Source organism: Variovorax monticola, from assembly GCF_051216855.1.
In the GTDB taxonomy this organism is placed as follows: domain Bacteria; phylum Pseudomonadota; class Gammaproteobacteria; order Burkholderiales; family Burkholderiaceae_C; genus Variovorax.
Map to the genome: position 1 here is coordinate 221386 of NZ_JBPJZP010000007.1, position 22451 is coordinate 243836.

General features: G+C 68.8%; 23 protein-coding genes. 7 read left to right on the forward strand and 16 right to left on the reverse strand.

The window, feature by feature from the left end; all coding sequences use genetic code 11:
• Nucleotides 1-6 precede the first annotated feature (6 nt).
• On the reverse strand, nt 7-708 hold the full coding sequence (gene tetR / locus ACSFA5_RS25125) for a tetracycline resistance transcriptional repressor TetR (RefSeq protein WP_435446767.1): 702 nt from the start codon (nt 706-708) through the stop codon (nt 7-9).
• Nucleotides 709-792: 84 nt separating this feature from the next.
• Between tetR and tet the strand changes: the two genes are divergently transcribed.
• Nucleotides 793-2016, forward strand: a complete 1224-nt coding sequence (tet, locus tag ACSFA5_RS25130) for a Tet(A)/Tet(B)/Tet(C) family tetracycline efflux MFS transporter (protein WP_435446768.1) — start codon at nt 793-795, stop codon at nt 2014-2016.
• 165 nt (nt 2017-2181) lie between these two features.
• Here the strand turns inward: tet and ACSFA5_RS25135 are convergent, their stop codons facing one another.
• The 7 genes from ACSFA5_RS25135 to ACSFA5_RS25165 form a co-directional block, all read right to left on the reverse strand.
• Nucleotides 2182-3240 (reverse strand): ABC transporter substrate-binding protein, encoded by a 1059-nt coding sequence (locus ACSFA5_RS25135; protein WP_435446769.1) that lies wholly within the window; start codon nt 3238-3240, stop codon nt 2182-2184.
• 35 nt (nt 3241-3275) lie between these two features.
• On the reverse strand, nt 3276-4433 hold the full coding sequence (locus tag ACSFA5_RS25140) for an NAD(P)/FAD-dependent oxidoreductase (RefSeq protein WP_435446770.1): 1158 nt from the start codon (nt 4431-4433) through the stop codon (nt 3276-3278).
• Nucleotides 4430-5869, reverse strand: coding sequence for an FAD/NAD(P)-dependent oxidoreductase (locus tag ACSFA5_RS25145; protein WP_435446771.1), 1440 nt, complete (start codon nt 5867-5869; stop codon nt 4430-4432). Before ACSFA5_RS25145 ends, ACSFA5_RS25140 begins: the two co-directional genes overlap by 4 nt.
• Entirely contained in the window at nt 5866-6171 is a 306-nt protein-coding gene (locus tag ACSFA5_RS25150) for a (2Fe-2S)-binding protein (RefSeq protein WP_435446772.1), read from the reverse strand. Before ACSFA5_RS25150 ends, ACSFA5_RS25145 begins: the two co-directional genes overlap by 4 nt.
• The gene (locus ACSFA5_RS25155) at nt 6168-6965 is read right to left on the reverse strand and encodes an ABC transporter permease (RefSeq protein WP_435446773.1); all 798 of its coding nucleotides are present in this window, start codon (nt 6963-6965) and stop codon (nt 6168-6170) included. The genes ACSFA5_RS25150 and ACSFA5_RS25155 overlap by 4 nt, the downstream gene beginning before the upstream one ends.
• 4 nt (nt 6966-6969) lie before the next feature.
• Nucleotides 6970-7830, reverse strand: coding sequence for an ABC transporter permease (locus ACSFA5_RS25160; RefSeq protein WP_435446774.1), 861 nt, complete (start codon nt 7828-7830; stop codon nt 6970-6972).
• A 160-nt stretch (nt 7831-7990) separates the two neighbouring features.
• On the reverse strand, nt 7991-9058 hold the full coding sequence (locus tag ACSFA5_RS25165; RefSeq protein WP_435446775.1) for an ABC transporter ATP-binding protein: 1068 nt from the start codon (nt 9056-9058) through the stop codon (nt 7991-7993).
• Nucleotides 9059-9276: 218 nt separating this feature from the next.
• Between ACSFA5_RS25165 and ACSFA5_RS25170 the strand changes: the two genes are divergently transcribed.
• Nucleotides 9277-10161, forward strand: coding sequence for an IclR family transcriptional regulator (locus ACSFA5_RS25170; RefSeq protein ID WP_435446776.1), 885 nt, complete (start codon nt 9277-9279; stop codon nt 10159-10161).
• 61 nt (nt 10162-10222) lie between these two features.
• On the opposite strand, the gene ACSFA5_RS25175 is transcribed toward ACSFA5_RS25170, so the two are convergent.
• On the reverse strand, nt 10223-10663 hold the full coding sequence (locus tag ACSFA5_RS25175) for a DUF4174 domain-containing protein (protein WP_435446777.1): 441 nt from the start codon (nt 10661-10663) through the stop codon (nt 10223-10225).
• Between the two features lie 2 nt (nt 10664-10665).
• A complete protein-coding gene (locus ACSFA5_RS25180; protein ID WP_435446778.1) occupies nt 10666-11169 on the reverse strand; it encodes a hypothetical protein in 504 nt (167 codons plus the stop codon).
• A gap of 222 nt (nt 11170-11391) precedes the next feature.
• Here ACSFA5_RS25180 and amaB point away from each other — a divergent pair, with 222 nt between their 5' ends.
• The 4 genes from amaB to ACSFA5_RS25200 all read left to right on the forward strand — a co-directional run bounded on the left by amaB (nt 11392) and on the right by ACSFA5_RS25200 (nt 17314).
• Complete coding sequence (amaB, locus tag ACSFA5_RS25185; RefSeq protein ID WP_435446779.1) at nt 11392-12939, forward strand: L-piperidine-6-carboxylate dehydrogenase; 1548 nt, start codon at nt 11392-11394, stop codon at nt 12937-12939.
• Between the two features lie 103 nt (nt 12940-13042).
• Nucleotides 13043-13960, forward strand: coding sequence for an amino acid ABC transporter substrate-binding protein (locus tag ACSFA5_RS25190; protein WP_435446780.1), 918 nt, complete (start codon nt 13043-13045; stop codon nt 13958-13960).
• On the forward strand, nt 13957-15177 hold the full coding sequence (locus ACSFA5_RS25195; RefSeq protein ID WP_435446781.1) for a pyridoxal phosphate-dependent aminotransferase: 1221 nt from the start codon (nt 13957-13959) through the stop codon (nt 15175-15177). Before ACSFA5_RS25190 ends, ACSFA5_RS25195 begins: the two co-directional genes overlap by 4 nt.
• 463 nt (nt 15178-15640) lie before the next feature.
• Entirely contained in the window at nt 15641-17314 is a 1674-nt protein-coding gene (locus ACSFA5_RS25200; RefSeq protein ID WP_435446782.1) for a thiamine pyrophosphate-binding protein, read from the forward strand.
• A 24-nt stretch (nt 17315-17338) separates the two neighbouring features.
• Here ACSFA5_RS25200 and ACSFA5_RS25205 read toward each other — a convergent pair whose 3' ends face one another.
• Nucleotides 17339-17641 carry a hypothetical protein gene (locus tag ACSFA5_RS25205; RefSeq protein WP_435446783.1) on the reverse strand — a complete coding sequence of 101 codons (303 nt, stop codon included), beginning with the start codon at nt 17639-17641 and terminating at the stop codon, nt 17339-17341.
• Nucleotides 17642-18118: 477 nt separating this feature from the next.
• Between ACSFA5_RS25205 and ACSFA5_RS25210 the strand changes: the two genes are divergently transcribed.
• The gene (locus tag ACSFA5_RS25210) at nt 18119-18877 is read left to right on the forward strand and encodes a TSUP family transporter (RefSeq protein WP_435446784.1); all 759 of its coding nucleotides are present in this window, start codon (nt 18119-18121) and stop codon (nt 18875-18877) included.
• 129 nt (nt 18878-19006) lie between these two features.
• Here ACSFA5_RS25210 and ACSFA5_RS25215 read toward each other — a convergent pair whose 3' ends face one another.
• From ACSFA5_RS25215 to ACSFA5_RS25235, 5 genes are all read right to left on the reverse strand, one after another.
• Entirely contained in the window at nt 19007-20518 is a 1512-nt protein-coding gene (locus ACSFA5_RS25215; protein ID WP_435446785.1) for a tripartite tricarboxylate transporter permease, read from the reverse strand.
• Nucleotides 20519-20530: 12 nt separating this feature from the next.
• Nucleotides 20531-21019, reverse strand: a complete 489-nt coding sequence (locus ACSFA5_RS25220; protein ID WP_435446786.1) for a tripartite tricarboxylate transporter TctB family protein — start codon at nt 21017-21019, stop codon at nt 20531-20533.
• A 204-nt stretch (nt 21020-21223) separates the two neighbouring features.
• The gene (locus ACSFA5_RS25225) at nt 21224-21640 is read right to left on the reverse strand and encodes an RNA recognition motif domain-containing protein (RefSeq protein ID WP_435446787.1); all 417 of its coding nucleotides are present in this window, start codon (nt 21638-21640) and stop codon (nt 21224-21226) included.
• Nucleotides 21641-21820: 180 nt separating this feature from the next.
• The gene (locus ACSFA5_RS25230; RefSeq protein WP_435446788.1) at nt 21821-22057 is read right to left on the reverse strand and encodes a DUF3820 family protein; all 237 of its coding nucleotides are present in this window, start codon (nt 22055-22057) and stop codon (nt 21821-21823) included.
• Nucleotides 22058-22064: 7 nt separating this feature from the next.
• Entirely contained in the window at nt 22065-22445 is a 381-nt protein-coding gene (locus ACSFA5_RS25235) for a translation initiation factor Sui1 (protein ID WP_435446789.1), read from the reverse strand.
• Between the last annotated feature and the right edge of the window lie 6 nt (nt 22446-22451).

The window sequence follows — 22451 nt, forward strand, 5'->3', positions numbered from 1 at the left end:
CCGGCGTCAGCGGCGCGGCGCGCGGCCGACGCGCCTGGCGGCAGGGCCGGGGGCGGCGGCGGAGGTGGCGATGTTCGCGGCGTCCGCAGGCGGGCCGCCCGCCAGGCGGGCCTTCGCGCCTTCGAGCATCAGGTCCACGCCGATCTCGAACAGCGCGTCGGGGCCGGCCCGGCGGTAGGTGGCGAAGGCCTCGGCCAGCAGCGGACGCGAGGCCGCGGCGGCATCGAGCGCCTGCTGCTGCGTCGCCGCGTCGGGCGGCATGGCCTGCTGCTCGAGCACGCAGCCCACGGTGTAGCGGCCCAGCGCGATCAGCAGCGTCATCGCCTGCGCCACCGGCACGCCCAGGTCGACCACGGCCGCGAGCTGGGCCTCGACCATGTCGAGGTCACCCGGATCGGGCTCGGAGCCTGCATGCAGGCGCGCGCCGTCGCGCCGCGCCAGCAGCGCGCGCCGGAAGCTGTGCGCGTTCTCGCGCAGGAACGCGTCCCAGGTCTCCCCAGGCAGCGGCAGCTTGCGCTCGTGCGCGCTGTGCAGAATCTGGCCGTTCATCGCGTCGAGCAACGCGCGCTTGTTCTTGAAATGCCAATACAGCGCGGGCTGCTGCACGCCGAGCCGCTCGGCCAGGAGCCGGGTGCTGAGCTTGTCCATGCCAACCTCGTCGAGCAGCGCGAGCGCCGCCTCGAGGATCGCTTCGCGGTCCAGTTTCATGCCGATGTGTGTCGATGTAGATGTGAATGTCGTTGCGCGCGGGGACTTCACGGCCAGGAATTTATCGCTGATAATTCCTTATCGATGATAAATTCCATCCGTTCCTCACACGCTCCGGCGAGCGCTCACCACGCGCGCGCCGTGATCCTCGCCATTGTCACGCTCGACGCCATCGGCATCAGCCTGGTCATGCCCATCGTGCCGAGCCTGCTGCGCGAGGTTGGCCACACCGGCGACCTCGGCTGGCGCTTCGGCGCCTTTCTCTCGCTCTACGCGCTGATGCAGTTCCTCTGCGCGCCCGTGCTCGGCGCGCTGAGCGACCGCTTCGGCCGCCGGCCGGTGCTGCTGGTATCGGTGCTGGGCGCCGCGGTCGACGCGCTGTTCATGGCCTTCGCGCCTTCGCTGTGGATGCTGTTCGTGGGCCGCGCCATCGCGGGCATGACGGGCGCGAGCATGGCGGTGGCCTCGGCGGCCATCGCCGACCTCACGCCCGAGCACCAGCGCGCGCGCTGGTTCGGCCGCATGGGCGCGTGCTTCGGGCTGGGCTTCATCGCCGGGCCGGCGATCGGCGGCGTGCTCGGCGACCACGGCGTGCGGCTCCCGTTCGTCGCGGCCGCCGTGCTCAACGGCCTGACCTTTCTGGCGGGTCTGCTGCTGCTGCGCGAGTCGCGCCCGCCGGCGCTCGCGCGGCAGCCCTTCGACCGCGGCGTGCTGCATCCGCTCGCGCCGCTGCGTTGGGCCGCGGGCTTTCCCGCGCTGCTGCCGATGCTCGGCGTGTTCCTGGTGCTCGTGCTGGTGGGCGAGGTCGCCGGCACCACCTGGGTGATCTACGGCGAGGACAAGTTCGCCTGGAACGGCACCATGGTCGGCTTCTCGCTCGCGGCTTTCGGCCTGTTCCATGCCGTGGTGCAGGCCTTCGTGGCGGGGCCGCTCGCCGAGCGCTGGGGCGAGCGCACGACCATCGCCGTGGGCACCGCGGCCGACTTCACGGCCTACGCGCTGATCGCCTTCGCCACGCGCGGCTGGATGGCGCTCGCGCTGCTGCCGCTGCTGTGCATGGGCGGCATCTGCGCGCCGGCGCTGCGCTCGTCGCTGTCGGTGCGCGTGGGCGAGGCGCACCAGGGCCGCCTGCAGGGCGTGCTCGCGAGCATCACCAGCCTGGCCGCGGTGATCGGGCCCCTGCTCATCGGCACGCTGTATTTCGCGTACCGCACGACCTTCCCGGGCATCGTGTGGCTCGCGGGCGCGGCCGTGTACGTGCTGTGCCTGCCGGTGCTGCTGGCCAGGACCGCACCGCCGAAGTCCTGAGACGACACGCACAGGGCGTTGCCCCGGGCGCCGCCTTCGGCCTGCGAAGTTTGTGGATTTCCTTCGCCTCCCTCGCGGCGAAAGATGCGCAGGCGCGCTGTTCCTGCAGCCGCTGAACGACGCCACGGATTCGCACGGCATCGGCGCGCGTTCAACAACGCATGTTCAGCGCTCGATGGTCTTGTTCCAGCGTGCGTTCCACGCGGGCCGGTTCGCGTTGATGCTTTCCCAGTCGATGGTGACGGCCGTCTTCATCCACTTGTTGATGTCCGCCACCTGCGCCGCGCCTTCGCCCTCGGCCGGGGTCTTGGGGTTGGTCGGAATCTGCGCGCCGTACTGCAGCACGTTGGCCTGCGCCACCGGGCTCAGCAAGAACTCGGCGAGCTTTTGCGACAGCTCGGGCTCGCTGTTGTTGGCGATCACGCACTGGCCCACCATGAGCACCACCGCGCCTTCCTTGGGCGGCGCGTACTCCACCGGAATGCCCTTGGTCTTGAGTGCGGCCACGGCCGTCGGGGTCAGCGGGAAGATGGCCGCTTCACCGGTCTGCACCATCTCCGACAGCTTGGCCGAACTCGGGATGTACTCCAGCACGTTCGGCCCGACCGTGGTGGGCCAGGCCTTGAAGCCCGGCTCCACGTTCTTGTCGTTGCCGCCCTGGATGCGGTTGAACATCAAAAAGCCGTGCAGCCCGAAGGATGAGGACGACATCGACTGGAACACCACCTTGCCCTTGAACTTGGGGTCGGCCAGGTCCATCCACGAGGTGGGCGGCGCCCAGCCCTTTTCCTTGAACATCTTCGCGTTGTAGGCCAGGCCCGTCATGCCCAGGCTCACGCCGCTGGCCATGTCGTCCTTGAAGCGCGCGGCCGGATAGATCTCGCTGAGCGAGGGGCTGGGCTTCTGCTTCTGGCACAGGCCCATGCCGATGGCGCGCACCATGATGCCGTCGTCCAGAAACATCACGTGCATCTGCGGCCGGTCCTTGTTGGCCTGCGCCTTGGCCAGGATGTCCGAGGAGGTGCCGGGCACCACCACCACGCGGGCGCCGTAGGCCTTCTCGAAGGCGGGGAACACGTACTGCGTGTACGCCTTCTCCATGGTGCCGCCGTTCATGCCGATGTAGATCGTCTTGGTCTGCGCGCTGGCGGTGCCGGCGGCGGCGAGCAGCGCCGCGAAGGCGACGGCGCAGAGAAGGGAAGGGGACTTGGCGGTGCGGGACATGGCGATGCTCTCCAATCAAGTTCAGGGTGAGGGGTTCAGGCGTGGGAAACGGAGGCGGAAACGGGTTGTTCGTCGAAGCGCCCGATGGCGAAGGCGTCAATGGGTGTGTCGGTGCGTCCGTCGCGCGCCAGTTCGGCCAGCACCTCGCCCGCGGCCGGGCCGATCTGGAAACCCGCGCCCGCGAAGCCGAAGCCGTGGAACAGGCCGGGCGTGGTGCGGCTCGGGCCGAGCACCGGTTCGCGGTCGGGCAGGTAGCCCTCGGTACCGCCCCAGGTGCGGATGAAATGCGCATGGCGCAACCCGGGCAGCAGCTCGACGGCCTGCATCGCGAGCATGGCGATGGCGTCGTGGTCGGCGCGCGCGCGGTCGGCGCCGAGCGTGATGCCGGTGCCGCCGCCCATCACGAGGTTGCCGCGCGCGACCTGCCGGCAGTAGATGCCGCCGCCTTCCACGCCCAGGCTCCATGTCATGAAGTGCGGCACCGGCTCGGTCACCGCCATCACGGGGCTGCGCGCGCGCATCGGCGGTGTCTCGCCGAACTGGGCGGCAATGGCGCCGGCCCACGCACCGGCGCAGTTCAGCAGCACCGGGGCCTGCACTTCGAGCGTGCCTTCGGCATGCGTCGCGCGCACCATGAACAGCGCGCCGTCATGCGCCACCTCGTCCACCTTGTGGCGCTCCAGCACCTGCGCGCCCGCGCGCCGCGCCGCCAGCGCGAAAGCCGGCGACACCAGGCGCGGGTTGGCCTGCCCGTCTTGCGGGCACAGCGAGCCGCCCACGGCGCGCGTGCCGAGCCAGGGGCATTGCGTGCGCAGGCGAGCGGCGGAGACCAGTTCCAGGCCCAGGTCGAAATCGCTGCTCATGGCGCGGTAGCGCTCCAGCGAGGCCATGTCGGTCTCGCTGCGCGCGATCTTGAAATGGCCCGAGCGGACGTATTCGCCGTCGGTGCCCAGCAGCGCGGGCAACTGGCCCCAGATGCGGTGCGCGCGCTGCGTCAGCGGCAGCTGGCTCAGCGGGCGGCCCTGGCGGCGCACGCCGCCGAAGTTCACGCCGCTCGAACGCGAGCCGCACAGGTCACGCTCCAGCAGCACCACGCCCAGGCCCATGCGGCGCAAGGCGAGCGCGGCCGACGCACCGACGATGCCGCCGCCGACGATGGCGACGTCGGTCTTCAGGGGGGTGATGCCGCTCATTCGCCGGTTCCTTCGTCGGCCGCCTTGCCGGCCTCTTTGGCGATCGTTTCGGCGGGCACCAGCCGCAGCGGAATCGGCTTGATCGGCGCCTGCCCGCGCAGCCGGCCGACCTGCTGCAGCGGTTGCTGCGTCGCGTGCGCCAGGATCTCTGCCGCGGCCACGCCGCACATGCGGCCCTGGCAGCGGCCCATGCCGACGCGCGACAGGGCCTTGAGCCGGTTCATTTCGTCGGCACCGTCGATCGCTGCCGTCTGCCGCAAGGTGCCGGCCGTGATGTTCTCGCAGCGGCAGACCACCAGGTCGTCGCTCGCGTGCGCGGCCCAGTCCTGCGGCAAGGGAAAGGCGCGCTCCAGGCCCCGGCGAAAGCCCATGAGCTTGCCGAGCTTGCGTTCGAGCGCCGATGCGCGCGCCGTGTCGACGGCCATGCCGTGGTCCGCCAGCAGCGCCAGCGCCACGCGCTCGCCGGCCCATTCGGCCGCGTCCGCACCCATGATGCCGGCACCGTCGCCCGCGAGGTACACGCCCTGCACGCTGGAGCGGCCCGCCGTGTCGCACACCGGCAGGTGCGCGCGGTGCATGGGCGCGTAGTCGAAGCGGCAGCCCAGCAGGTCGGGCAGCTGCGTCTCGGAGCGCAGCGCGTAGCCGAAGCCCACCGCGTCGCAGGCCAGCGTGCGTTCCTCGTGGCCGTCCTGCCAGGCCACGCCGGTCACGCGGCCTTGCGCGTCGTCGCCCAGCACGCGCAGCGGACGCACGCCGCTGTGCAACGCCACGCCGTGGGCGCGCAGCCAGCCGACGTAGTACACGCCCTTGGCGAACACTGCGGGTTGCGTGAGCATGGCGGGGGTGGCGGCCAGCTGGTCGGCCAGGCGCGCGGTGTCCAGCACCGCGGCCACCTTCACGCCGGCCTTCGCATACTGGTAGGCCACGAGGTACAGCAACGGCCCGGTGCCCATGAACACCACGCGCTGCCCGATGGCGCAGCCCTGGAACTTGAGCGCCACCTGCGCGCCGCCCAGCGTGTATACGCCGGGCAGCGTCCAGCCCGGCACGGGCAGCACGCGGTCGGTGGCGCCCGTGGCCACGATCAGGTGGCTGTACGGCACGCGGTGGTTGGTGTGCGTGGGGCCGTGCATCACGTCGAGCAAGCCGTCCTGCGCGTTCCACACCAGGCTGTCGCGCCGGTGCTCGATGCGGCCCTGCAGCGCGTCGAAGGATGCGTGCACGCCCTCGGCCCGCTTCGACTCCAGGCCGTAGAGCGCTTGCGCGCTGCGCTGCACCAGCCCGGCGGGCGGGCGGCGGTAGATCTGCCCGCCGGCGCGCGAGGCTTCGTCGACCACCACGGGCCGCAGGCCGTAGGCCACCAGCGTCTGCGCCGCGCGCACGCCGGCCGGGCCGGCGCCGACGATCACGGGACGGATGTCGCCTGGGGCCGTCATGCGCCGTTCTTTCCCGTGACCAGCGTCATGCCAGGCGCGATGAAGGTCGAGCACGCGCGCAGCCGCTCGCCTTCGCCGGTCGCGATCCAGCAGTCCTGGCAGGCGCCCATCATGCAGAAGCCCGCGCGCGGCAGGCCGCTGAATTCGTTGCGCCGCAGCTGGGCACCTTGCGTGAGCACGGCGGTCAGCACGGTGTCGCCGGCAAGGGCCGTGGCGGGCGCGCCGTCGAGCGTGAAGGCCACGGCCTCGCGGCCGGCGGTCTCGGCCACGCGGTGCAGCAAGGCATGAGAGGTCGTCGTCATTTGCTGCGCCCCACCAGCACGCGGTCCAGCCCGTAGATGCGGTCCAGCAGCACCATCGCGAAGGCCGTGACCGCCACCATCAGCGCCGACACCGCCGCCATCAGCGGGTCGATCGACTCGGTGGCGTACATGTACATGCGCACCGGCAGCGTCACCGTGCTGGGCGAGGTGACGAAGATCGACATCGTCACTTCGTCGAAGCTGTTGATGAACGACAGCATCCAGCCGCCGGTGACGCCCGGCAGAATCATCGGCAGCGTGATGCGGCGGAACACCGTGGCCTGGCTGGCGCCCAGGGACAGCGCGGCCTGCTCGGCGCTGCGGTCGAAGCCCACCAGCGCCGCCACCACCAGGCGCAGCGTGTAGGGCGTGACGATGAGCGCATGCGCCATCACCAGCCAGGCGAAGCTGCCCGTGCCGCCCACCAGCGAGAACAGCCGCAGCAGCGCCACGCCCAGCACCAGGTGCGGCACGATCAGCGGCGACAGGAACAGGCCGTTGAGAAAGTCGCGCCCCGGAAACGCATAGCGCGTGATCGCCATGCCGGCCGGCACCGCCAGCAGCGTGGCGATGGTGGCCGAGCTGAGCGCGAGCCACAGGCTGTTCCAGAACGACTGCATGAAGTCGGGGTGCGCGAACACCGCGCGGAACCAGCGCAGCGAGAAGTGCGTGGTCGGAATGGTCAGCGTGTTCTCGGGCGTGAACGCCACGACGCACACCACCACCAGCGGGGCCAGCATGAAGGTGATGACGAGCGCGTTGAACGCGAGGGCGATGGGGCCGTTCTTGTTCATGCGATCACCCGAGGGCCTTTTTGTAGCGGCCTTCTACCAGGCGGTTGTAGCTGAGCATGACGACCAGGTTGGCCACCAGCAGCACGAGTGCCACGGCGGCGCCCAGCGGCCAGTTCAGCTCGCTGAGGTATTCGTCGTAGACGATGGTCGCGACCATCTTCAGGCGCCGCCCGCCCAGCAGCCCCGGAATGGCGAACGAACTCGCGGCCAGGCCGAACACGATCAGGCTGCCCGAAAGAATGCCCGGCATCACCTGCGGCAGCACGATGCGCCGCAGCGTGGTGAAGGGCGTGGCGTTGAGCGACAGGGCCGCGTTCTCCACGCCGGGGTCCAGCTTCTGCAGCGAGGTCCACACCGGGATCACCATGAACGGCAGCATCACGTGCACCAGCGCAATGACCACGGCGGTGCTGGTGTACAGGATCTTCACCGGACCGATGCCCAGCAACCCCAGCAGGCCGTTGACTGCGCCCTCGGGCCCGAGCAGCATGCTCCAGCCGAAGGCGCGCACCACCACCGACACCAGCAGCGGCGCCAGCACCACCAGCAAGAGAATGGAGCGCCACGGGTTGCGCATGCGGCTGAGCACATAGGCCTCGGGCGCGCCGACGACCACGCAGATCAGCGTGACCAGGCCCGACACCCAGAAGGTGCGCCAGAAGATGCCCAGGTAGTACGAGTCGGAGAACACCAGCGCGTAGTGCGCGAGCGTGAACTCGCCGGACTTCGGTCCGGTGGCCGGGTCGTACACGTTGAACGACAGCACGGCCGTGAGCGCGAGCGGCACCACGAGCAGCGCGGTGAACAGCAGCAGCGCGGGGGCGGAGAGCCACCAGGGGGCGGCCTTGCGGGATGTGCCGCTCATCGGGCACCGCCCGCGGCTCGGCTGTTGCTCCCTCTCCCCTTGGGGAGAGGGCTGGGGTGAGGGTCGACGGCGATGGCACAGGCGGCGCGTGTGCGAAGGCTGCTGCCCTCACCCCCACCCTCTCCCCAAGGGGAGAGGGAGCAAGAAATGGAGAGGGCGCTCATTGAGCGATCTCCTCCGCAGGCAGCAGCCGCATGCAGTGCGCCGGCCAGTCGAGGCCGGTGCGCGCGCCTTCTTGCAGCGCCTCGCGCCCGTCGTTGGGGCTGAGCACCGTGAGGTCGCCCACGGACGTGGCCACGCGGTAGAGCCACTGGCTGCCGAGGAAGAAGCGCTCCTGCACTTCGCCGTCGAGCCGGCCGCGCCCCGGCGGCACGAGTTGCAGCTTTTCGGGCCGCACGCTCAGCAGCGCCGCGGCATCGACGCTGAAGCCGGTGTCGTCGACGTCGAGCGAGAGCGTGCCCACTTCCACGCAGGTGCGCGTGGCGCCGCTGTCGGAGACGCGGCAGTCCAGCAGGTTGGCCTTGCCCACGAAGGTGGAGATGAAGCGCGTGCTCGGGTGCTCGTACACGCGCTGCGGATGGTCGATCTGCGTGGCGCAGCCGCCTTCCATCACCACCACGCGGTCGCTGATGGACATGGCCTCGCTCTGGTCGTGCGTGACCATCACCGTGGTGGTGCCGACCTTGCGCTGGATCTGGCGCAGCTCGAACTGCATTTCCTCGCGCAGCTTGGCGTCGAGGTTGGAGAGCGGCTCGTCGAGCAGCAGCACCGGCGGCTCGATGACCAGCGCGCGGGCCAGCGCCACGCGCTGCCGCTGGCCGCCCGAGAGCTCGCGCGGGTAGCGCGTGGCGTGTGCTTCCAGGTGCACCAGCGCCAGCGCCTGCTTCACGCGCTCGCCGCGCTCGGCCCTGGGCATCTTGCGCATCTCCAGGCCGAAGCTCACGTTGTCGGCCACCGTCATGTGCGGGAACAGCGCATAGGTCTGGAACACGATGCCCAGCCCGCGCGTGTTGGCCTTGGCGTGCGTGATGTCCTTGCCCGCGAGCTCGATGCGTCCGCTGCTCACGGCCTCGAAGCCCGCAATCATCTGCAGCGTGGTGGTCTTGCCGCAGCCCGAGGGGCCCAGCAGCGAGACGAACTCGCCCTTCTCCACCGTGAGGCTCATGGCCGACACCGCGCGGGTGGCGCCATAGAACTTGGTCACGTCGGTGAGCCGGAGGAATGACATGGGAGAGTGCCTTTCTGCGGGAGCGAAAAGATGGCTCCCGGCACCACGATTCAACTTGGTGCGGGCCATGGACAGCTTGCTGCGTTCAATTCACTCTATTGCAACGATTGCGCCAGATCGCCTCGGGTATTCCATTAATCAGAATCTTTCTTCAATTTATTCCATTCAATGGAATATGATGGCCTGAAGCAATCAAGACAATTCCGCAGGAGCAAGGTATGGAAAGCACTTCAAGCGCCGCGCCGGCCACCGCCCCGTCCAGCGGCGGCGTGCCGCGCGTGTTTTCGGTGATCCGCGCGCTGGGCGCGGTGCAGGCCGAGGGCGGGCGCGTGACGCAGATCGCACGTTCCGTGGGCCTCACGCAGGCCACCACGCACCGTTTGCTGCAGTCGCTCATGGCCGAGGGCATGGTCGAGCAGGACGAGCGCACCAAGCTCTACCGCCTGGGCATCGACTTCTTCGCGCTCGCGGCCAGCGCGGGCAACCCCGGCGACCTGCGCTCCATTTGCCGGCCGGTGCTGCTGCGGTTGTGCGCGAGCCTGGGGGACAGCATCTTCCTGCTGGCGCGCAGCGGCTTTGACGCCATCTGCCTGGACCGCAGCGAAGGGCCGTTTCCCATCCGTTCGTTCACCGGCGACATCGGCGGGCGCATCGCGCTGGGCGTGGGGCAAGGGGCGCTGGCCATCCTGGCGTTCCTGCCGGAGGCGGAGCGCGAAGAGGTGATTCGCTTCAACCTGTCGCGCGTGCGCGAGTACGGCGTGTACGACGAGGTGTACCTGCGCACCGAGATCGAGCGCGTGCGCCAGCAGGGCTACGCGGGGCGCAACACCGGGCTGCTGGAAGGCATGGCGGGCGTGGCGGTGCCCATCCTCGACCGTGAAGGGCGCGCGGTGGCGGCGCTGAGCGTGGGCACCATCGCCGACCGGCTCAACGCCGACCGCATGCCGACGGTGGTGGAACTGCTCAAGCGCGAGGCCGCGGCCATCGGGCCGAAGATCAACCCGTTCGACGCGACGCTGCGGCGCCCGGCGCAGAGCCTGGCGGGTTCGCCGGTGGGGCAGAAGATCGAGCTGCCCGAGGCGCCCGGGCCGGGGAAGGCCTGAGCTTCAACGCTGGCGCATCAGTACCGACAGCTTCAACGCTGACGCATCGGCACCGCCGGCTTCAACGCCGGCGCATCGGCATCCGGTCGATCTCCGCGAACACCGCCTGCAGGTCGACCTCGGGTCCTTCGGTCATCTTCACGCCGCCGTCCTTGCCGACCAGCACGAAGGTGGGCGGGCCCGCCGCATCGAGCTTCAGCGCGGCCAGCAGCGCGCGGGTCTGCGCCGCTTCGATGGGTTGCGCGTTGCGGCGGCCCTGGCCCGCGACCACGGTGTAGAGCACCATCTCGCGGTCGATGAAGGCCTCGCGCGTGGCCGTCTGGCGCAGGGCGGACTCGACCTTGCGCAGCAGCGCGTCGCCTTCTGCCGGCACGACCACGACCACCGGGCGCGTCTTCCAGCGCTCGGCCACGAGCGGATTGCGGTCCGCTGCCATGGCCGCGAGCGGCAGGGCCACGCTCAGCGCGGCCAGGGTGGGCTTGAGGAAGCTCTTGAAAGGCATGGTCACCCCTTCAGCTTGGCGTCTTCGCTCTTGGCTTCCTGCATCGCTTCGGGCTCCAGCTCTTCGGCGTAGCGGTTCAGGCGAATGAACACGCCCCAGCCCGCCATCAGCAGCCCCACCGCGCTCAGCAGGGCAGCGCCGTACAGCATGAGTTCGGGCGTCTCGCGGGCCTTGAAGATCGCGACCAGTCCCTCGACCGCCACGGCCACCACGATCACCACCATGAAGCGCGACAGGAACCTGCGCACCCGCGTCGGCGCGCCGATGTGGGCGTCGCGCACCACTTCTTCTTCGAGCACGGTCTGGGAAATCTGCAGCGCCACGACCGCTGCCGCCAGCAGGCCGACCGCCTCGATCACCGCTTCGGCCGCCGAGATGTCGATGCCCTGCATCACGGCGACAAAGCCGGCGTGCCCCGCGACCACGATCAGCACCACGGCCGCGGCGGCGAAAGCGAACGCCGTCAGCGCGTGGAGCGCGGCGTAGAGGGAGAGGATCGTCTTCATGGCGCGTCGGGCGAGTGAGGGTGGTGCATGTTGGATGCGGCCCGGTGCCTTGTGCGTAGGCGTGCAGCCCGTCGGATGCGCGGCGCACGCCAGCATCCTTCCTCAAACGCATCAGGTCCTTCCATTTTTTCACTAGCCAAGCGCGCGCAGTTCGCTGATATTGGCCGGGTTCCAGCCCCCCGCACTGCCTTCCTTCTTTCTCCTCCTTCCCGGAGCGCGTCCATGTCCGAAGCCCCCACCTCCCTTCCACAGGCGTCCGTCGCCACCGAAGTCGAACAACTGCTGCAGCGCCTGGGCGTGCCCCACGAGGCCCACACCGGCGGCGCGCTGACGGTGCGCTCGCCGGTGTCCGGCGAGGTGGTGGCGCAGGTGCGCCAGACCACGCCGGCCGGGGCCACCGCGGCCATCGGCCGCGCGCACGACGCCTTCAAGGCCTGGCGCAACGTGCCGGCCCCGCGCCGCGGCGAACTGGTGCGCCTGCTGGGCGAGGAGCTGCGTGCCGCTAAGCGCGACCTGGGCCGCCTGGTCACGCTGGAGGCCGGCAAGATACCGTCCGAAGGCGCGGGCGAGGTGCAGGAAATGATCGACATCTGCGACTTCGCCGTGGGCCTGTCGCGCCAGCTCTACGGCCTCACGCTGGCCACCGAGCGCGCCGAGCACCGCATGATGGAAACCTGGCATCCGCTGGGCGTGTGCGGCGTGATCTCGGCCTTCAACTTTCCGGTGGCCGTGTGGTCCTGGAACGCGGCGCTGGCGCTGGTGTGCGGCGACTCGGTGGTGTGGAAGCCTTCGGAAAAAACACCGCTGACCGCGCTGGCCGTGCATGCCATCGCGCAGCGCGCCATCGCGCGTTTCGGCGACGCGCCCGAAGGCCTGCTGGGCCTGCTGCTGGGCCAGCGCGACATCGGCGAGGTGCTGGTGGACGACCACCGCGTGCCCATTCTGTCGGCGACCGGTTCCACCGCCATGGGCCGCCAGGTGGGGCCGAAGCTGGCCGCGCGCTTCGCCCGCGCCATCCTGGAGCTGGGCGGCAACAACGCCGCCATCGTCACGCCCTCGGCCGACCTGGACCTCACGCTGCGCGGCATCGCGTTCTCGGCCATGGGCACGGCCGGCCAGCGCTGCACCACGCTGCGCCGCCTGTTCGTGCACGACAGCGTGTACGACGCGCTGGTGCCCAAGCTCGCCAGGGTCTACGGCAACGTGCAGGTGGGCGACCCGCGCGAGGCCGGCACGCTGGTCGGTCCGCTGATCGACCGCGCGGCCTTCGATGGCATGCAGAAGGCGCTCGGCGAAAGCCGCGAGGCCGGCGCCACCGTGCACGGCGGCCAGCGCGTGGACGGCATCGGCACGCAAGACGCGTACTACGTGCGCCCCGCGCTGGTCGAGCTGAAGTCGCATGCCGGGCCGGTGCTGCGCGAAACCTTCGCGCCCATCCTGTACGTGGTGCGCTACAGCACGCTGGACGAGGCCATCGAATGGCACAACGACGTGGGCGCGGGCCTGTCGTCGTCGATCTTCACGCTCAACGTGCGCGAGGCCGAGCGCTTCATGTCGAGCGCGGGCTCTGACTGCGGCATCGCCAACGTCAACATCGGGCCGAGCGGTGCGGAAATCGGCGGTGCCTTCGGCGGCGAGAAAGAGACTGGCGGCGGGCGCGAGGCGGGCTCGGACAGCTGGAAGGCGTACATGCGCCGTGCCACGAACACCATCAACTATTCGACCGCGTTGCCCCTGGCTCAAGGCGTGACCTTCGACATCGGCGACTGACCGCCTCCCTGGCTTGCCCGAACTTGCCTTGCGGCCGTGTGCCGCGACGGCCGGCGGGCGGCCGTTTGCATCCACCAAGAACAACCACCAGGAGACAGAGACCATGCACATTCCCTTCAAGACCGCCGCAACCACCGCCATTGCAGCCGCGCTGCTCGCGTTCGCATTCGGCGCCACCGCGCAGACTTCGACCGCCACCCCCGGCACGCTCGACAAGATCAAGAGCAGCGGCAAGGTGGTGCTGGGCGTGCGCGAGGCCTCGCCGCCCATGGCCTACATGCTGGGTGCGGGCGAGAAGTACGTGGGCTACCACGTCGAGCTGTGCGAGCGCGTGCTGAAGGACATCGCGCCTTCCGCCAAGCTCGAATACATGGCCGTGACGGCGCAGAACACCATTCCGCTGGTGCAGAACGGCACGCTGGACATCGGCTGCGGCCCCACCACCAACAACACCGCGCGCCAGCAGCAGGTGGCCTTCGCGCTCACCACGTATGTGAGCGAAGTGCGCATGGCGACCAAGGTCGACTCGGGCATCGCCACGCTCGACCAGCTGGCGGGGCGCAACGTGTCGGCCTCGACCGGCACCACCGCCGTGCAGCTGCTGCGCAAGCGCGAGCGCGCGCAGAACGTGTCTTACAACACCATGCTGGGCAAGGACCACCTCGAGAGCTTCCTGCTGCTGGAGTCGGGCCGCGCCGACGCCTTCGTGCTCGACGACAACCTGCTGGCCGGCATCATCGCGAACTCGAAGAGCCCCGCGTCGTACCGCATCGTCGGCGAGGCGCTGGGCTCCGAGCCGATCGCGCTCTTGTTCCGCAAGGACGACCCGGCCTTCAAGGCGGCGGTGGACGACTCGCTGCGCCGCATGATGAAGAGCGGCGACCTCGAGAAGATCTACACCAAGTGGTTCGTGGCCGCCATTCCGCCGAAGAACACCAGCCTGAACCTGCCGATGAGCCCGGCGCTCAAGCAGCTGATGGCCGAGCCCAACGACAAGCCGCTGGAGGCCTACGCCAAGTGAGCCCGGACACGGTTGCCTTTTTGCCGGCGCAGCGCGTGCGCGCCATCGGCGTGTCGGAGATCCTGCGCATCACCGACCACGCCAACGCGCTCAAGCGCGCGGGCCGGCCGGTGATCGTGCTGGGCGCGGGCGAGCCCGACTTCGACACGCCGCCGAACGTGCGCGAGGCCGCGGTGCGCGCCATCGAACGCGGCGAGACGCGCTACACGGTGCTCGACGGCAGCCCGGCGATGAAGGCGGCGGTGCAGCTGAAGTTCAGGCGCGACAACGCACTGGACTTCGCGCCCGACGAAATCAGCGTGAGCGCGGGCGCCAAGCAGGTGATCTTCAACGCGCTGATGGCCAGCCTGGACCCGGGCGACGAGGTGATCCTGCCGGCGCCGTACTGGACTTCGTACGCGGACATCGTGCGGATCTGCGGCGGCGTGCCGGTGGTGGTGGCCTGCACCGAGGCCGACGGCTTCCGGCTCGATGCGGCGCAGCTCGACGCGGCCATCACCCCGCGCACGCGCTGGCTGTTCGTCAACTCGCCGTCGAACCCGAGCGGCGCGGCCTACAGCGCGGCGCAGCTCAAGCCGCTGTGCGAAGTGCTGCTGCGCAATCCGCGGGTGTGGGTGCTGGCGGACGACATCTACGAACACATCCTCTACGACGGGCTCGCGTTCGCGACGCCGGTGGCGGTCGAGCCGCGGCTGCGCGAACGCACGCTGACCGTCAACGGCGTGTCGAAGGCCTACGCCATGACCGGCTGGCGCGTGGGCTACGGCGCAGGGCCGCGCGCGCTCATCGCGGCCATGGCGGTGGTGCAGAGCCAGACGACCTCGTGCCCGTCGTCGGTGAGCCAGGCGGCGGCCATCGAGGCGTTGACCGGGCCGCAGGGCATCGTGGCCGAGCGGTGTGCCGACTTCCAGGCGCGGCGCGACTTCGTGGTCGCCGCGCTGAACCGCGCGCCGGGGTTGCATTGCCGCGTGCCTGAAGGCGCGTTCTATACCTTTGCGAGTTGCGCAGGGGTGCTCGGCAAGCGCACGCGCGGCGGCACGCTGCTGCAGAGCGACAGCGACTTCTGCGGCTATCTGCTGCAGGACTTCGAGGTGGCCGTGGTGCCGGGCAGCGTGTTCGGGCTGGCGCCGTATTTCCGGATTTCTTATGCGACGGCGATGTCGCAACTGGAAGAGGCGTGCAGTCGCATCGTTGCCGCGTGCGAAGCCCTCGAATGACTTTGACTTTCTCCCTCTCCCGCTGGGGGAGGGCGGGGGTGGGGGCGCGCGGCCTATCAATTGCTGTCGGCGCAGCCAGCGCCGCTTGCCTCCATCCCAGCCTTCCCCCGGGAGGGGAAGGAGCAATACCTCGCGCCTTCATTTCGTCGAGCCCGCGTTGCTCCCTCCCCTTCCGGGGGAGGGCAGGGGTGGGGGCTTGCGGCGTATCAAATGCTGTTGGCACAGCCAGCGCCGCTTGCCCCCATCCCAGCCTTCCCCCGGGAGGGGAAGGAGCAATACCTCGCGCCTTTATTTCGTCGAGCCCGCGTTGCTCCCTCCCCTTCCGGGGGAGGGCAGGGGTGGGGGCTCGCGGCGCATCAAATGCTGTCGGCACAGCCAACGCCGCTTGCCCCCATCCCAGCCTTCCCCCGGCAGGGGAAGGAGCCATACCAATGACCAATACCTTCAGTTGATCGGACAACGCATGACTTCACCCCGCACCGGCGGCCAGATCCTGGTCGACCAGCTCATCACCCATGGCGTGCAGCAGCTCTTCTGCGTGCCCGGCGAAAGCTTTCTGGCCGTGCTCGACGCGCTGCACGACGCATCGATCGACGTGACCGTGTGCCGCCAGGAAGGCGGCGCGGCCATGATGGCCGAGGCGCAGGGCAAGCTCACGGGCAAGCCCGGCATCTGCTTCGTCACGCGCGGCCCGGGGGCCACCAACGCGGCGGCCGGCGTGCACATCGCGCACCAGGACTCGACGCCGCTGCTGCTCTTCGTGGGCCAGGTCGCGCGCGAGGCACTGGGCCGCGAGGCCTTCCAGGAACTCGACTACAGCGCCGTGTTCGGCACCATGGCCAAGTGGGTGGTGCAGATCGACGACCCGGCGCGCGTGCCGGAGCTGGTGTCGCGCGCCTTCCATGTCGCCACCTCGGGCCGGCCCGGCCCGGTGGTGATCGCGCTGCCGGAAGACATGCTGACCGAGGCCGCGACGGTGGCCGACGCGCTGCCGTACGCGGTGACCGAAACCCATCCCGGCGCGTCGCAGGTCGCCGAGCTGCAGCAGCGCCTGGCGCAGGCGCAGCGCCCGGTCGTCATCCTGGGCGGCAGCCGCTGGTCTGAAAAGGCGGCGCTGCAGTTCGCGGATTTCGCGGCGGCGTTCTCGCTGCCCGTGTACTGCTCGTTCCGCCGCCAGATGCTGATGTCCGCCGAGCATCCTTGCTACGCCGGCGACCTGGGCCTGGGCGCCAACCCGCGCATGCTGGAGCGCATCCGCCATGCCGACCTGGTGCTGCTGGTGGGTGGCCGTCTGTCGGAGGTGCCGTCGCAGGGCTACGAGCTGCTGGCCATTCCGCAGCCGAAGCAGGCATTGGTGCACGTGCATGCCGATGCCGACGAACTCGGCAAGCTCTACCGCCCGGCGCAGGGCATCCACGCGACGCCGCAGGCTTTTGCCGAAGCGGTGTCCGCGTTGCGCCCCGCCGCACCGCCCGCGTGGCAGGCCGAGACCAAGACCGCTCGCGAAGACTTCCTGCGCTGGAGCGACCCGGCCCCGATCCGCATTCCGGGTCCGCTGCAGATGGGCGAGGTCATGCAGCACCTGCGCGAGGTGCTGCCGGCCGACACCATCTTCTGCAACGGCGCGGGCAACTTCGCCACCTGGGTGCACCGCTTCTGGCCGTTCCGCGCGTTCGCCAGCCAGCTGGCGCCCACCAGCGGCTCGATGGGCTACGGCCTGCCGGCCGGTGTCGGCGCCAAGCGCCTGTGGCCCCAGCGCGAGGTGGTGGTGTTCGCCGGCGACGGCGACTTCATGATGCACGGCCAGGAGTTCGCCACCGCCGTGCAATACGGCCTGCCGATCCTCGTGGTGCTGCTCGACAACGCCATGTACGGCACCATCCGCATGCACCAGGAAAAGCATTACCCCGGCCGCATCAGCGCCACGCAACTGAAGAACCCCGACTTCCGCGGCTATGCCGAGGTGTTCGGCGGCCACGGCGAGCGCGTGACGACCACGCACGAGTTCGGTCCCGCGCTGGCCCGCGCGCGCGCGAGCGGCAAGCCGGCCATCCTGCATTGCATGCTGGACCCGGAGGCCATCACGCCGGGGAGCACGCTGCAGTCGATTCGCAAGGCGGCGCTGGCTGCGGGCTGAGTTCGGATCGAGGGCGGGGCTCGTTCAGCGCGACCCGCCCACGTACCGCGGCGGCGGCGTGGGCGGCTGCCCGTCGGGTTGCCGCGCCGCCAGGCGGGCGGCGCGCGCCAACGGTTCCATCGCCTGCTCCAGCCGCGTGGCGAGCTGGTCGAGCTCCTCGTCCTTGGTTTCGGCGGCGTGCACGCGCGTCATGCGCACGATTTCGGCGGCGTACTCGGCGTTGGTCGCCATCCATTCGGTGTCGGTCACGCGCCCGTGCTTTCGCCGCAGCGCCACGTGAAGGCGGGCGGCGAGGGCGATGCGTTCGCTTTCGGACATGGATGGCATGGTTCCTCCGACGGGGGATCAACTCCCCAGGTGTTCCTTGTTGCTGTGCAAGATCGAGGCCCAGCAAGGACCACCGCTGACGCACCAGCCGCTTGCACCTGACGGCGTCCCGCCATGCCGTTAACCACCGGAAACACTTTGGTTGTTGAATACGGCCTCAGACGTAAGTCGAAGCGGGTAATTCCCAATGCACTGACGCGGTGCGCACCCTAAAGTCTGCCCACTCGCGAACGGGCCCTGCTCGTGCTGCCGAGGGTCCGAGGAGACAACTTCCCGCTCAACAAGAAAAATCTTCAAAGGCTCCGTACGAGATGCCTGGTTCGAACTTGAAAGACGCCGCTGGTCGGCGTCTTTTTTTTGCCTGTTCACAAGGCGTGGCCGAGCCTTTTTCTTCAAGCCGAACAGGCCTCCTTCGCTTGTCGCACGTGCGTATGCAGCTATCCTTTTGATAGTTGTGCGGGTGAGACAATCGCCACCATGGAAATGCTGGTGGTCACGGGTGCCTCGCTGCTCGCGGGTTTTGTCGATTCGATCGTGGGCGGAGGCGGGCTGATCCTGGTTCCGGCGCTGTTCGCCGTGTTTCCGGGCGCACCGCCGGCGACCTTGCTGGGCACCAACAAGAGCGCGTCCATTTGGGGCACGGCCGCCGCGGCGGCCCAGTTCAGCCAGCGGGTGCAGATGCGCTGGGGGGCCCTCTGGCCGGCCGCATTGGTCGGCTTCGCCGGCGCGATGCTGGGCGCCTGGGGTGTCACGGTGTTTCCCGGCGACTTCCTGCGCCGGGCGTTGCCGGTCATCCTGCTGGGCGTGCTGCTGTACACGCTGGCGCGCAAGGACATGGGCCGGCTGCACGCGCCGCGTTTCACCGGCCGCGCCGAAACGCTGGCGGCCTGCGCCATCGGCCTGTCGATCGGGCTGTACGACGGTTTCTTCGGGCCGGGCGCGGGCAGCTTCCTGGTGTTTCTGTTCGTGCGCTGGATGGGCTACGACTTCCTCAACGCCTCTGCCTCCGCCAAGATCATCAACACCCTGACCAACGGCGCCGCGCTGATCCTGCTGGCCGCCAAGGGCCACGTGTGGTGGCACTACGGGCTGGTGATGGCGGTGGCCAACGTGGCCGGCAGCCTGCTGGGCACGCGCGTGGCGCTCAAGCACGGCGCGGGGTTCGTGCGGGTGGTGTTCATCGTGGTGGTGAGCGCGCTGATCCTCAAGACGGCGTACGACGCGTTCCTGAAATGAAAAACCCCAGGCGCCAGGCCGGGGGCTTCTTCCAGGAACACCGAGGAACCGGCTTCGCCGGGCCTCAGGTGTTGCCCCCGGTAGGGGGAAGGAGAAGCGACACGAAGTGCGCGAAGCCTGGGGGCGAGCCTATTCCTCCACGAAGGCCTCTTCGCGCTTGGCTTTGATGGCCGGCAGCAGCACGATGCCCAGCAGCATCACCGCGGCCACCAGCAGCCCTGCCGACAGCGGACGCGTGACGAACACGCTCCATGCACCGCGCGACAGCAGCAGCGCGCGCCGCAGGTTCTCTTCCATCATCGGCCCGAGGATGAAGCCCAGCAGCAGCGGCGCGGGTTCCGTCTTGAGCTTGATGAACAGGTAGCCGATGAAGCCGAAGGCCGCCACCATCCACACGTCGAAGGTGTTGTTGTTGGTCGAGTACACGCCGATGGCGCAGAACAGCACGATCGCAGGGAACAGGAACTTGTAGGGCACCGTCAGCAGCTTGATCCACATGCCGATCAGCGGCAGGTTCAGGATGATCAGCATCGCGTTGCCGATCCACATCGAGGCGATCAGGCCCCAGAAGAGCTCCGGATTGCTGGTCATCACCTGCGGGCCTGGCTGGATGTTGTGGATGGTCATGGCACCCACCATCAGCGCCATCACCGCGTTGGGCGGAATGCCCAGCGTGAGCAGCGGAATGAAGGAGGTCTGCGCGCCGGCGTTGTTGGCCGACTCGGGCGACGCCACGCCGCGGATGTTGCCCTTGCCGAACGGGACTTCGCCCGGGCGCATCTTGATCTTCTTCTCCAGCGCATACGAGGCGAACGACGCCAGCAGTGCGCCGCCGCCCGGCAGGATGCCCAGGGCCGAGCCCAGCGCCGTGCCGCGCAGCACCGCGGGTGTCATGCGCTTGAAGTCTTCCTTGGTGGGCCACAGGCCCTTGACCTTGTGCGTGAACACCTCGCGCTCGTCGTCGGGCTGCGACAGGTTGCCGATGATTTCGCCGTAGCCGAACACGCCCATGGCGATCACCACGAAGCCGATGCCGTCCGTGAGCTCAGGAATGTCGAAGCTGTAGCGCGCCACGCCCGAGTTGACGTCGGTGCCCACGATGCCCAGCAGCAGGCCCAGCACGATCATGGCCACCGCCTTGATCAGCGAACCCGAGGCCAGCACCACGGCGCCGATCAGGCCCAGCGTCATCAGCGAGAAGTACTCGGCCGGGCCGAACTTGAAGGCCAGCTCGGTCAGTGGTGGCGCAAAGGCCGCCAGGATCAGCGTGCCGACGCAGCCCGCGAAGAACGAGCCCAGGCCGGCCGCGGCCAGCGCGGGGCCCGCGCGGCCCTGCCTTGCCATCTGGTAGCCGTCGATGCAGGTGACGACCGAGGACGATTCGCCGGGCAGGTTGACCAGGATGGCCGTGGTGGAGCCGCCGTACTGCGCGCCGTAGTAGATGCCGGCCAGCATGATCAGCGCCGACACGGGCGGCAGCGCGTACGTGGCGGGCAGCAGCATCGCAATGGTCGCGACCGGGCCGATGCCCGGCAGCACGCCGATCAGCGTGCCCAGGATGCAGCCCAGCAGGCAATACAGCAGGTTGGTGAAGGTGAAGGCAACGCCGAAACCGATGGAAAGGTTGTGGATCAGGTCCATGGTGCGTGCTCCTCAGCCCGAAATGAAAGTGGGCCAGACCTGGATCTGGAGCTTGAGCGCCCAGATGAAGGCCACATAGCTGCCGGCCGCCAGGATGGTCGAGAGCACGAGCACGTCGCGCAGCTTGAACTGTTCGCCCGCCATGCTCGAGATGATCGTGAGCGCGTAGATCGCGATGATCATCCCCATGGCCGGCAGCCCGATGCTGGGCAGCCCGCCCAGCAGCACGCCGAAGGCGAGATTGGCGCCGAGCACGAAGGCCAGGGGCTTCCATGCCCACTTGCCGATCGGGTCGCCGTCGGTGGTTTCGACCACCAGCGCCTGGAACATGATGATGGCGCCCAGAAACGCCAGCAGGATGCCCAGCATCAACGGGAAGTACCCGGGCCCCATGCGGGCGCCGTCGCCGATGGTGTAGGTGGTGGCGCCTATCGCGAAGGCCCCTCCCACGCTGGTGAACATGACTCCTGAAAAGAAGTCCGCCTGACTCTTGATGCGCATGTCTCGCCCCTCTTGTTTGAAGGGGTCGAGCGTCGTTCTGCGCGGCTGACCGTTGGCTGACCGCGAGGGTACGGACAAATGCTTACCGGGTTTCTATTAGGGTGACCTGACTGCGCGCCTGCAAGGGGCGGCAGAAACGAAAAAAGCTCCCGAAGGAGCTTTTTTCATTCAGAGAGCCGGAGCTCTCGGACGTACAGGAAGGGCTTAGTAGCCGCCGCGGCCACCGCCGCCGCCGCCGCCGTAACCACCGCCGCCGCCACCGCCGCTACGGCCACCGCCGCCGCCGCCGTAACCGCCGCCACCACCACCGTAGCCGCCACCGCCGCCACCACCACCGTAGCCGCCGCCACCACCGGTGCGGGGGGGACGAGCTTCCATCGGACGGGCTTCGTTCACCGTCAGGGCACGGCCCTGGAGCGAATGGCCGTTCATGGCTTCGACAGCTGCGAGTGCTTCAGCATCCGTGCCCATTTCGACAAAGCCGAAGCCCTTCGAACGACCGGTGTCGCGTTCCATCATGACCTTGGCGCTGACGATCGAGCCGAACTCGCCGAAAGCCTGTTCCAGGTCGTTGTCACGCACAGAGTAGGCGAGGTTGCCTACGTAGAGTTTCTTGCCCATGGAGGGACTCCTAATTCAAACCAACAAAACAAAGCGATGGAGTCCCAGAATCACAACAAACAAGTGCGCTGTGGCGCGAAACTGACCGATCACCGAATTACGTGCACGGGAGACAAGTCTCACAGACACGTGGGCCGGATTATCCAACGTGAATTGCAAAAAGAGTGGGAAATTCGTGTGTTATTGCGAAACAGTCCGACCCGGCGGGCGATTTCGCAACGGTTTCAGCAGGTCCGACAGCCCGTTGTGGTCGATTTCATGCATCAAGGCGAGCAGCCGGCCGATGTCTCCCGAGGGAAAACCCTCGCGTGCGAACCAGTTCAGGTAATTGCCGGGCAAATCGGCGATCAGCGTGCCCTTGTGCTTGCCGAACGGCATGGGCAGGCTCACCAGGCGCTGCAGGTCTTCAGGCTTCATCGGGTGCTCAGCCTCCCGCGCGCTTGACGGTGCGGCCCTGCTTCACGAGGGCGGCGATCACCGTGTCGCGGTGGTCGCCCTGGATCTCGATCACGCCGTCCTTCACCGTGCCGCCCGAGCCGCAGGCCGTTTTGAGCTGCTTGCCCAGTGTCGCAAGGCCCTCGGCGTCCAGCGCCACGCCCTTGACGACGGTCACGCCCTTGCCTTTGCGCCCCTTGGTTTCGTGCGATACACGCACAATGCCGTCGGTGGCCGGCACGCGCGCCTTCAGTTCCTTGCACCTGCATCGGGCTGCGGGCTCGCCGCAGTAGGGGCACATGCGCCCGCCCGCCTCGGTGGAGTACACCAGGGCGCTGCCGGTCTGATTGCGCTGTTTCATCGTCGACATTCGCTA

Bases quoted from the DNA above. Each gene is read 5' to 3' on its own strand.
- tetR (WP_435446767.1), bottom strand. From the start codon at position 708: ATGAAACTGGACCGCGAAGCGATCCTCGAGGCGGCGCTCGCGCTGCTC.
- tet (WP_435446768.1), top strand. From the start codon at position 793: ATGATAAATTCCATCCGTTCCTCACACGCTCCGGCGAGCGCTCACCAC.
- ACSFA5_RS25135 (WP_435446769.1), bottom strand. From the start codon at position 3,240: ATGTCCCGCACCGCCAAGTCCCCTTCCCTTCTCTGCGCCGTCGCCTTC.
- ACSFA5_RS25140 (WP_435446770.1), bottom strand. From the start codon at position 4,433: ATGAGCGGCATCACCCCCCTGAAGACCGACGTCGCCATCGTCGGCGGC.
- ACSFA5_RS25145 (WP_435446771.1), bottom strand. From the start codon at position 5,869: ATGACGGCCCCAGGCGACATCCGTCCCGTGATCGTCGGCGCCGGCCCG.
- ACSFA5_RS25150 (WP_435446772.1), bottom strand. From the start codon at position 6,171: ATGACGACGACCTCTCATGCCTTGCTGCACCGCGTGGCCGAGACCGCC.
- ACSFA5_RS25155 (WP_435446773.1), bottom strand. From the start codon at position 6,965: ATGAACAAGAACGGCCCCATCGCCCTCGCGTTCAACGCGCTCGTCATC.
- ACSFA5_RS25160 (WP_435446774.1), bottom strand. From the start codon at position 7,830: ATGAGCGGCACATCCCGCAAGGCCGCCCCCTGGTGGCTCTCCGCCCCC.
- ACSFA5_RS25165 (WP_435446775.1), bottom strand. From the start codon at position 9,058: ATGTCATTCCTCCGGCTCACCGACGTGACCAAGTTCTATGGCGCCACC.
- ACSFA5_RS25170 (WP_435446776.1), top strand. From the start codon at position 9,277: ATGGAAAGCACTTCAAGCGCCGCGCCGGCCACCGCCCCGTCCAGCGGC.
- ACSFA5_RS25175 (WP_435446777.1), bottom strand. From the start codon at position 10,663: ATGCCTTTCAAGAGCTTCCTCAAGCCCACCCTGGCCGCGCTGAGCGTG.
- ACSFA5_RS25180 (WP_435446778.1), bottom strand. From the start codon at position 11,169: ATGAAGACGATCCTCTCCCTCTACGCCGCGCTCCACGCGCTGACGGCG.
- amaB (WP_435446779.1), top strand. From the start codon at position 11,392: ATGTCCGAAGCCCCCACCTCCCTTCCACAGGCGTCCGTCGCCACCGAA.
- ACSFA5_RS25190 (WP_435446780.1), top strand. From the start codon at position 13,043: ATGCACATTCCCTTCAAGACCGCCGCAACCACCGCCATTGCAGCCGCG.
- ACSFA5_RS25200 (WP_435446782.1), top strand. From the start codon at position 15,641: ATGACTTCACCCCGCACCGGCGGCCAGATCCTGGTCGACCAGCTCATC.
- ACSFA5_RS25205 (WP_435446783.1), bottom strand. From the start codon at position 17,641: ATGCCATCCATGTCCGAAAGCGAACGCATCGCCCTCGCCGCCCGCCTT.
- ACSFA5_RS25210 (WP_435446784.1), top strand. From the start codon at position 18,119: ATGGAAATGCTGGTGGTCACGGGTGCCTCGCTGCTCGCGGGTTTTGTC.
- ACSFA5_RS25215 (WP_435446785.1), bottom strand. From the start codon at position 20,518: ATGGACCTGATCCACAACCTTTCCATCGGTTTCGGCGTTGCCTTCACC.
- ACSFA5_RS25220 (WP_435446786.1), bottom strand. From the start codon at position 21,019: ATGCGCATCAAGAGTCAGGCGGACTTCTTTTCAGGAGTCATGTTCACC.
- ACSFA5_RS25225 (WP_435446787.1), bottom strand. From the start codon at position 21,640: ATGGGCAAGAAACTCTACGTAGGCAACCTCGCCTACTCTGTGCGTGAC.
- ACSFA5_RS25230 (WP_435446788.1), bottom strand. From the start codon at position 22,057: ATGAAGCCTGAAGACCTGCAGCGCCTGGTGAGCCTGCCCATGCCGTTC.
- ACSFA5_RS25235 (WP_435446789.1), bottom strand. From the start codon at position 22,445: ATGTCGACGATGAAACAGCGCAATCAGACCGGCAGCGCCCTGGTGTAC.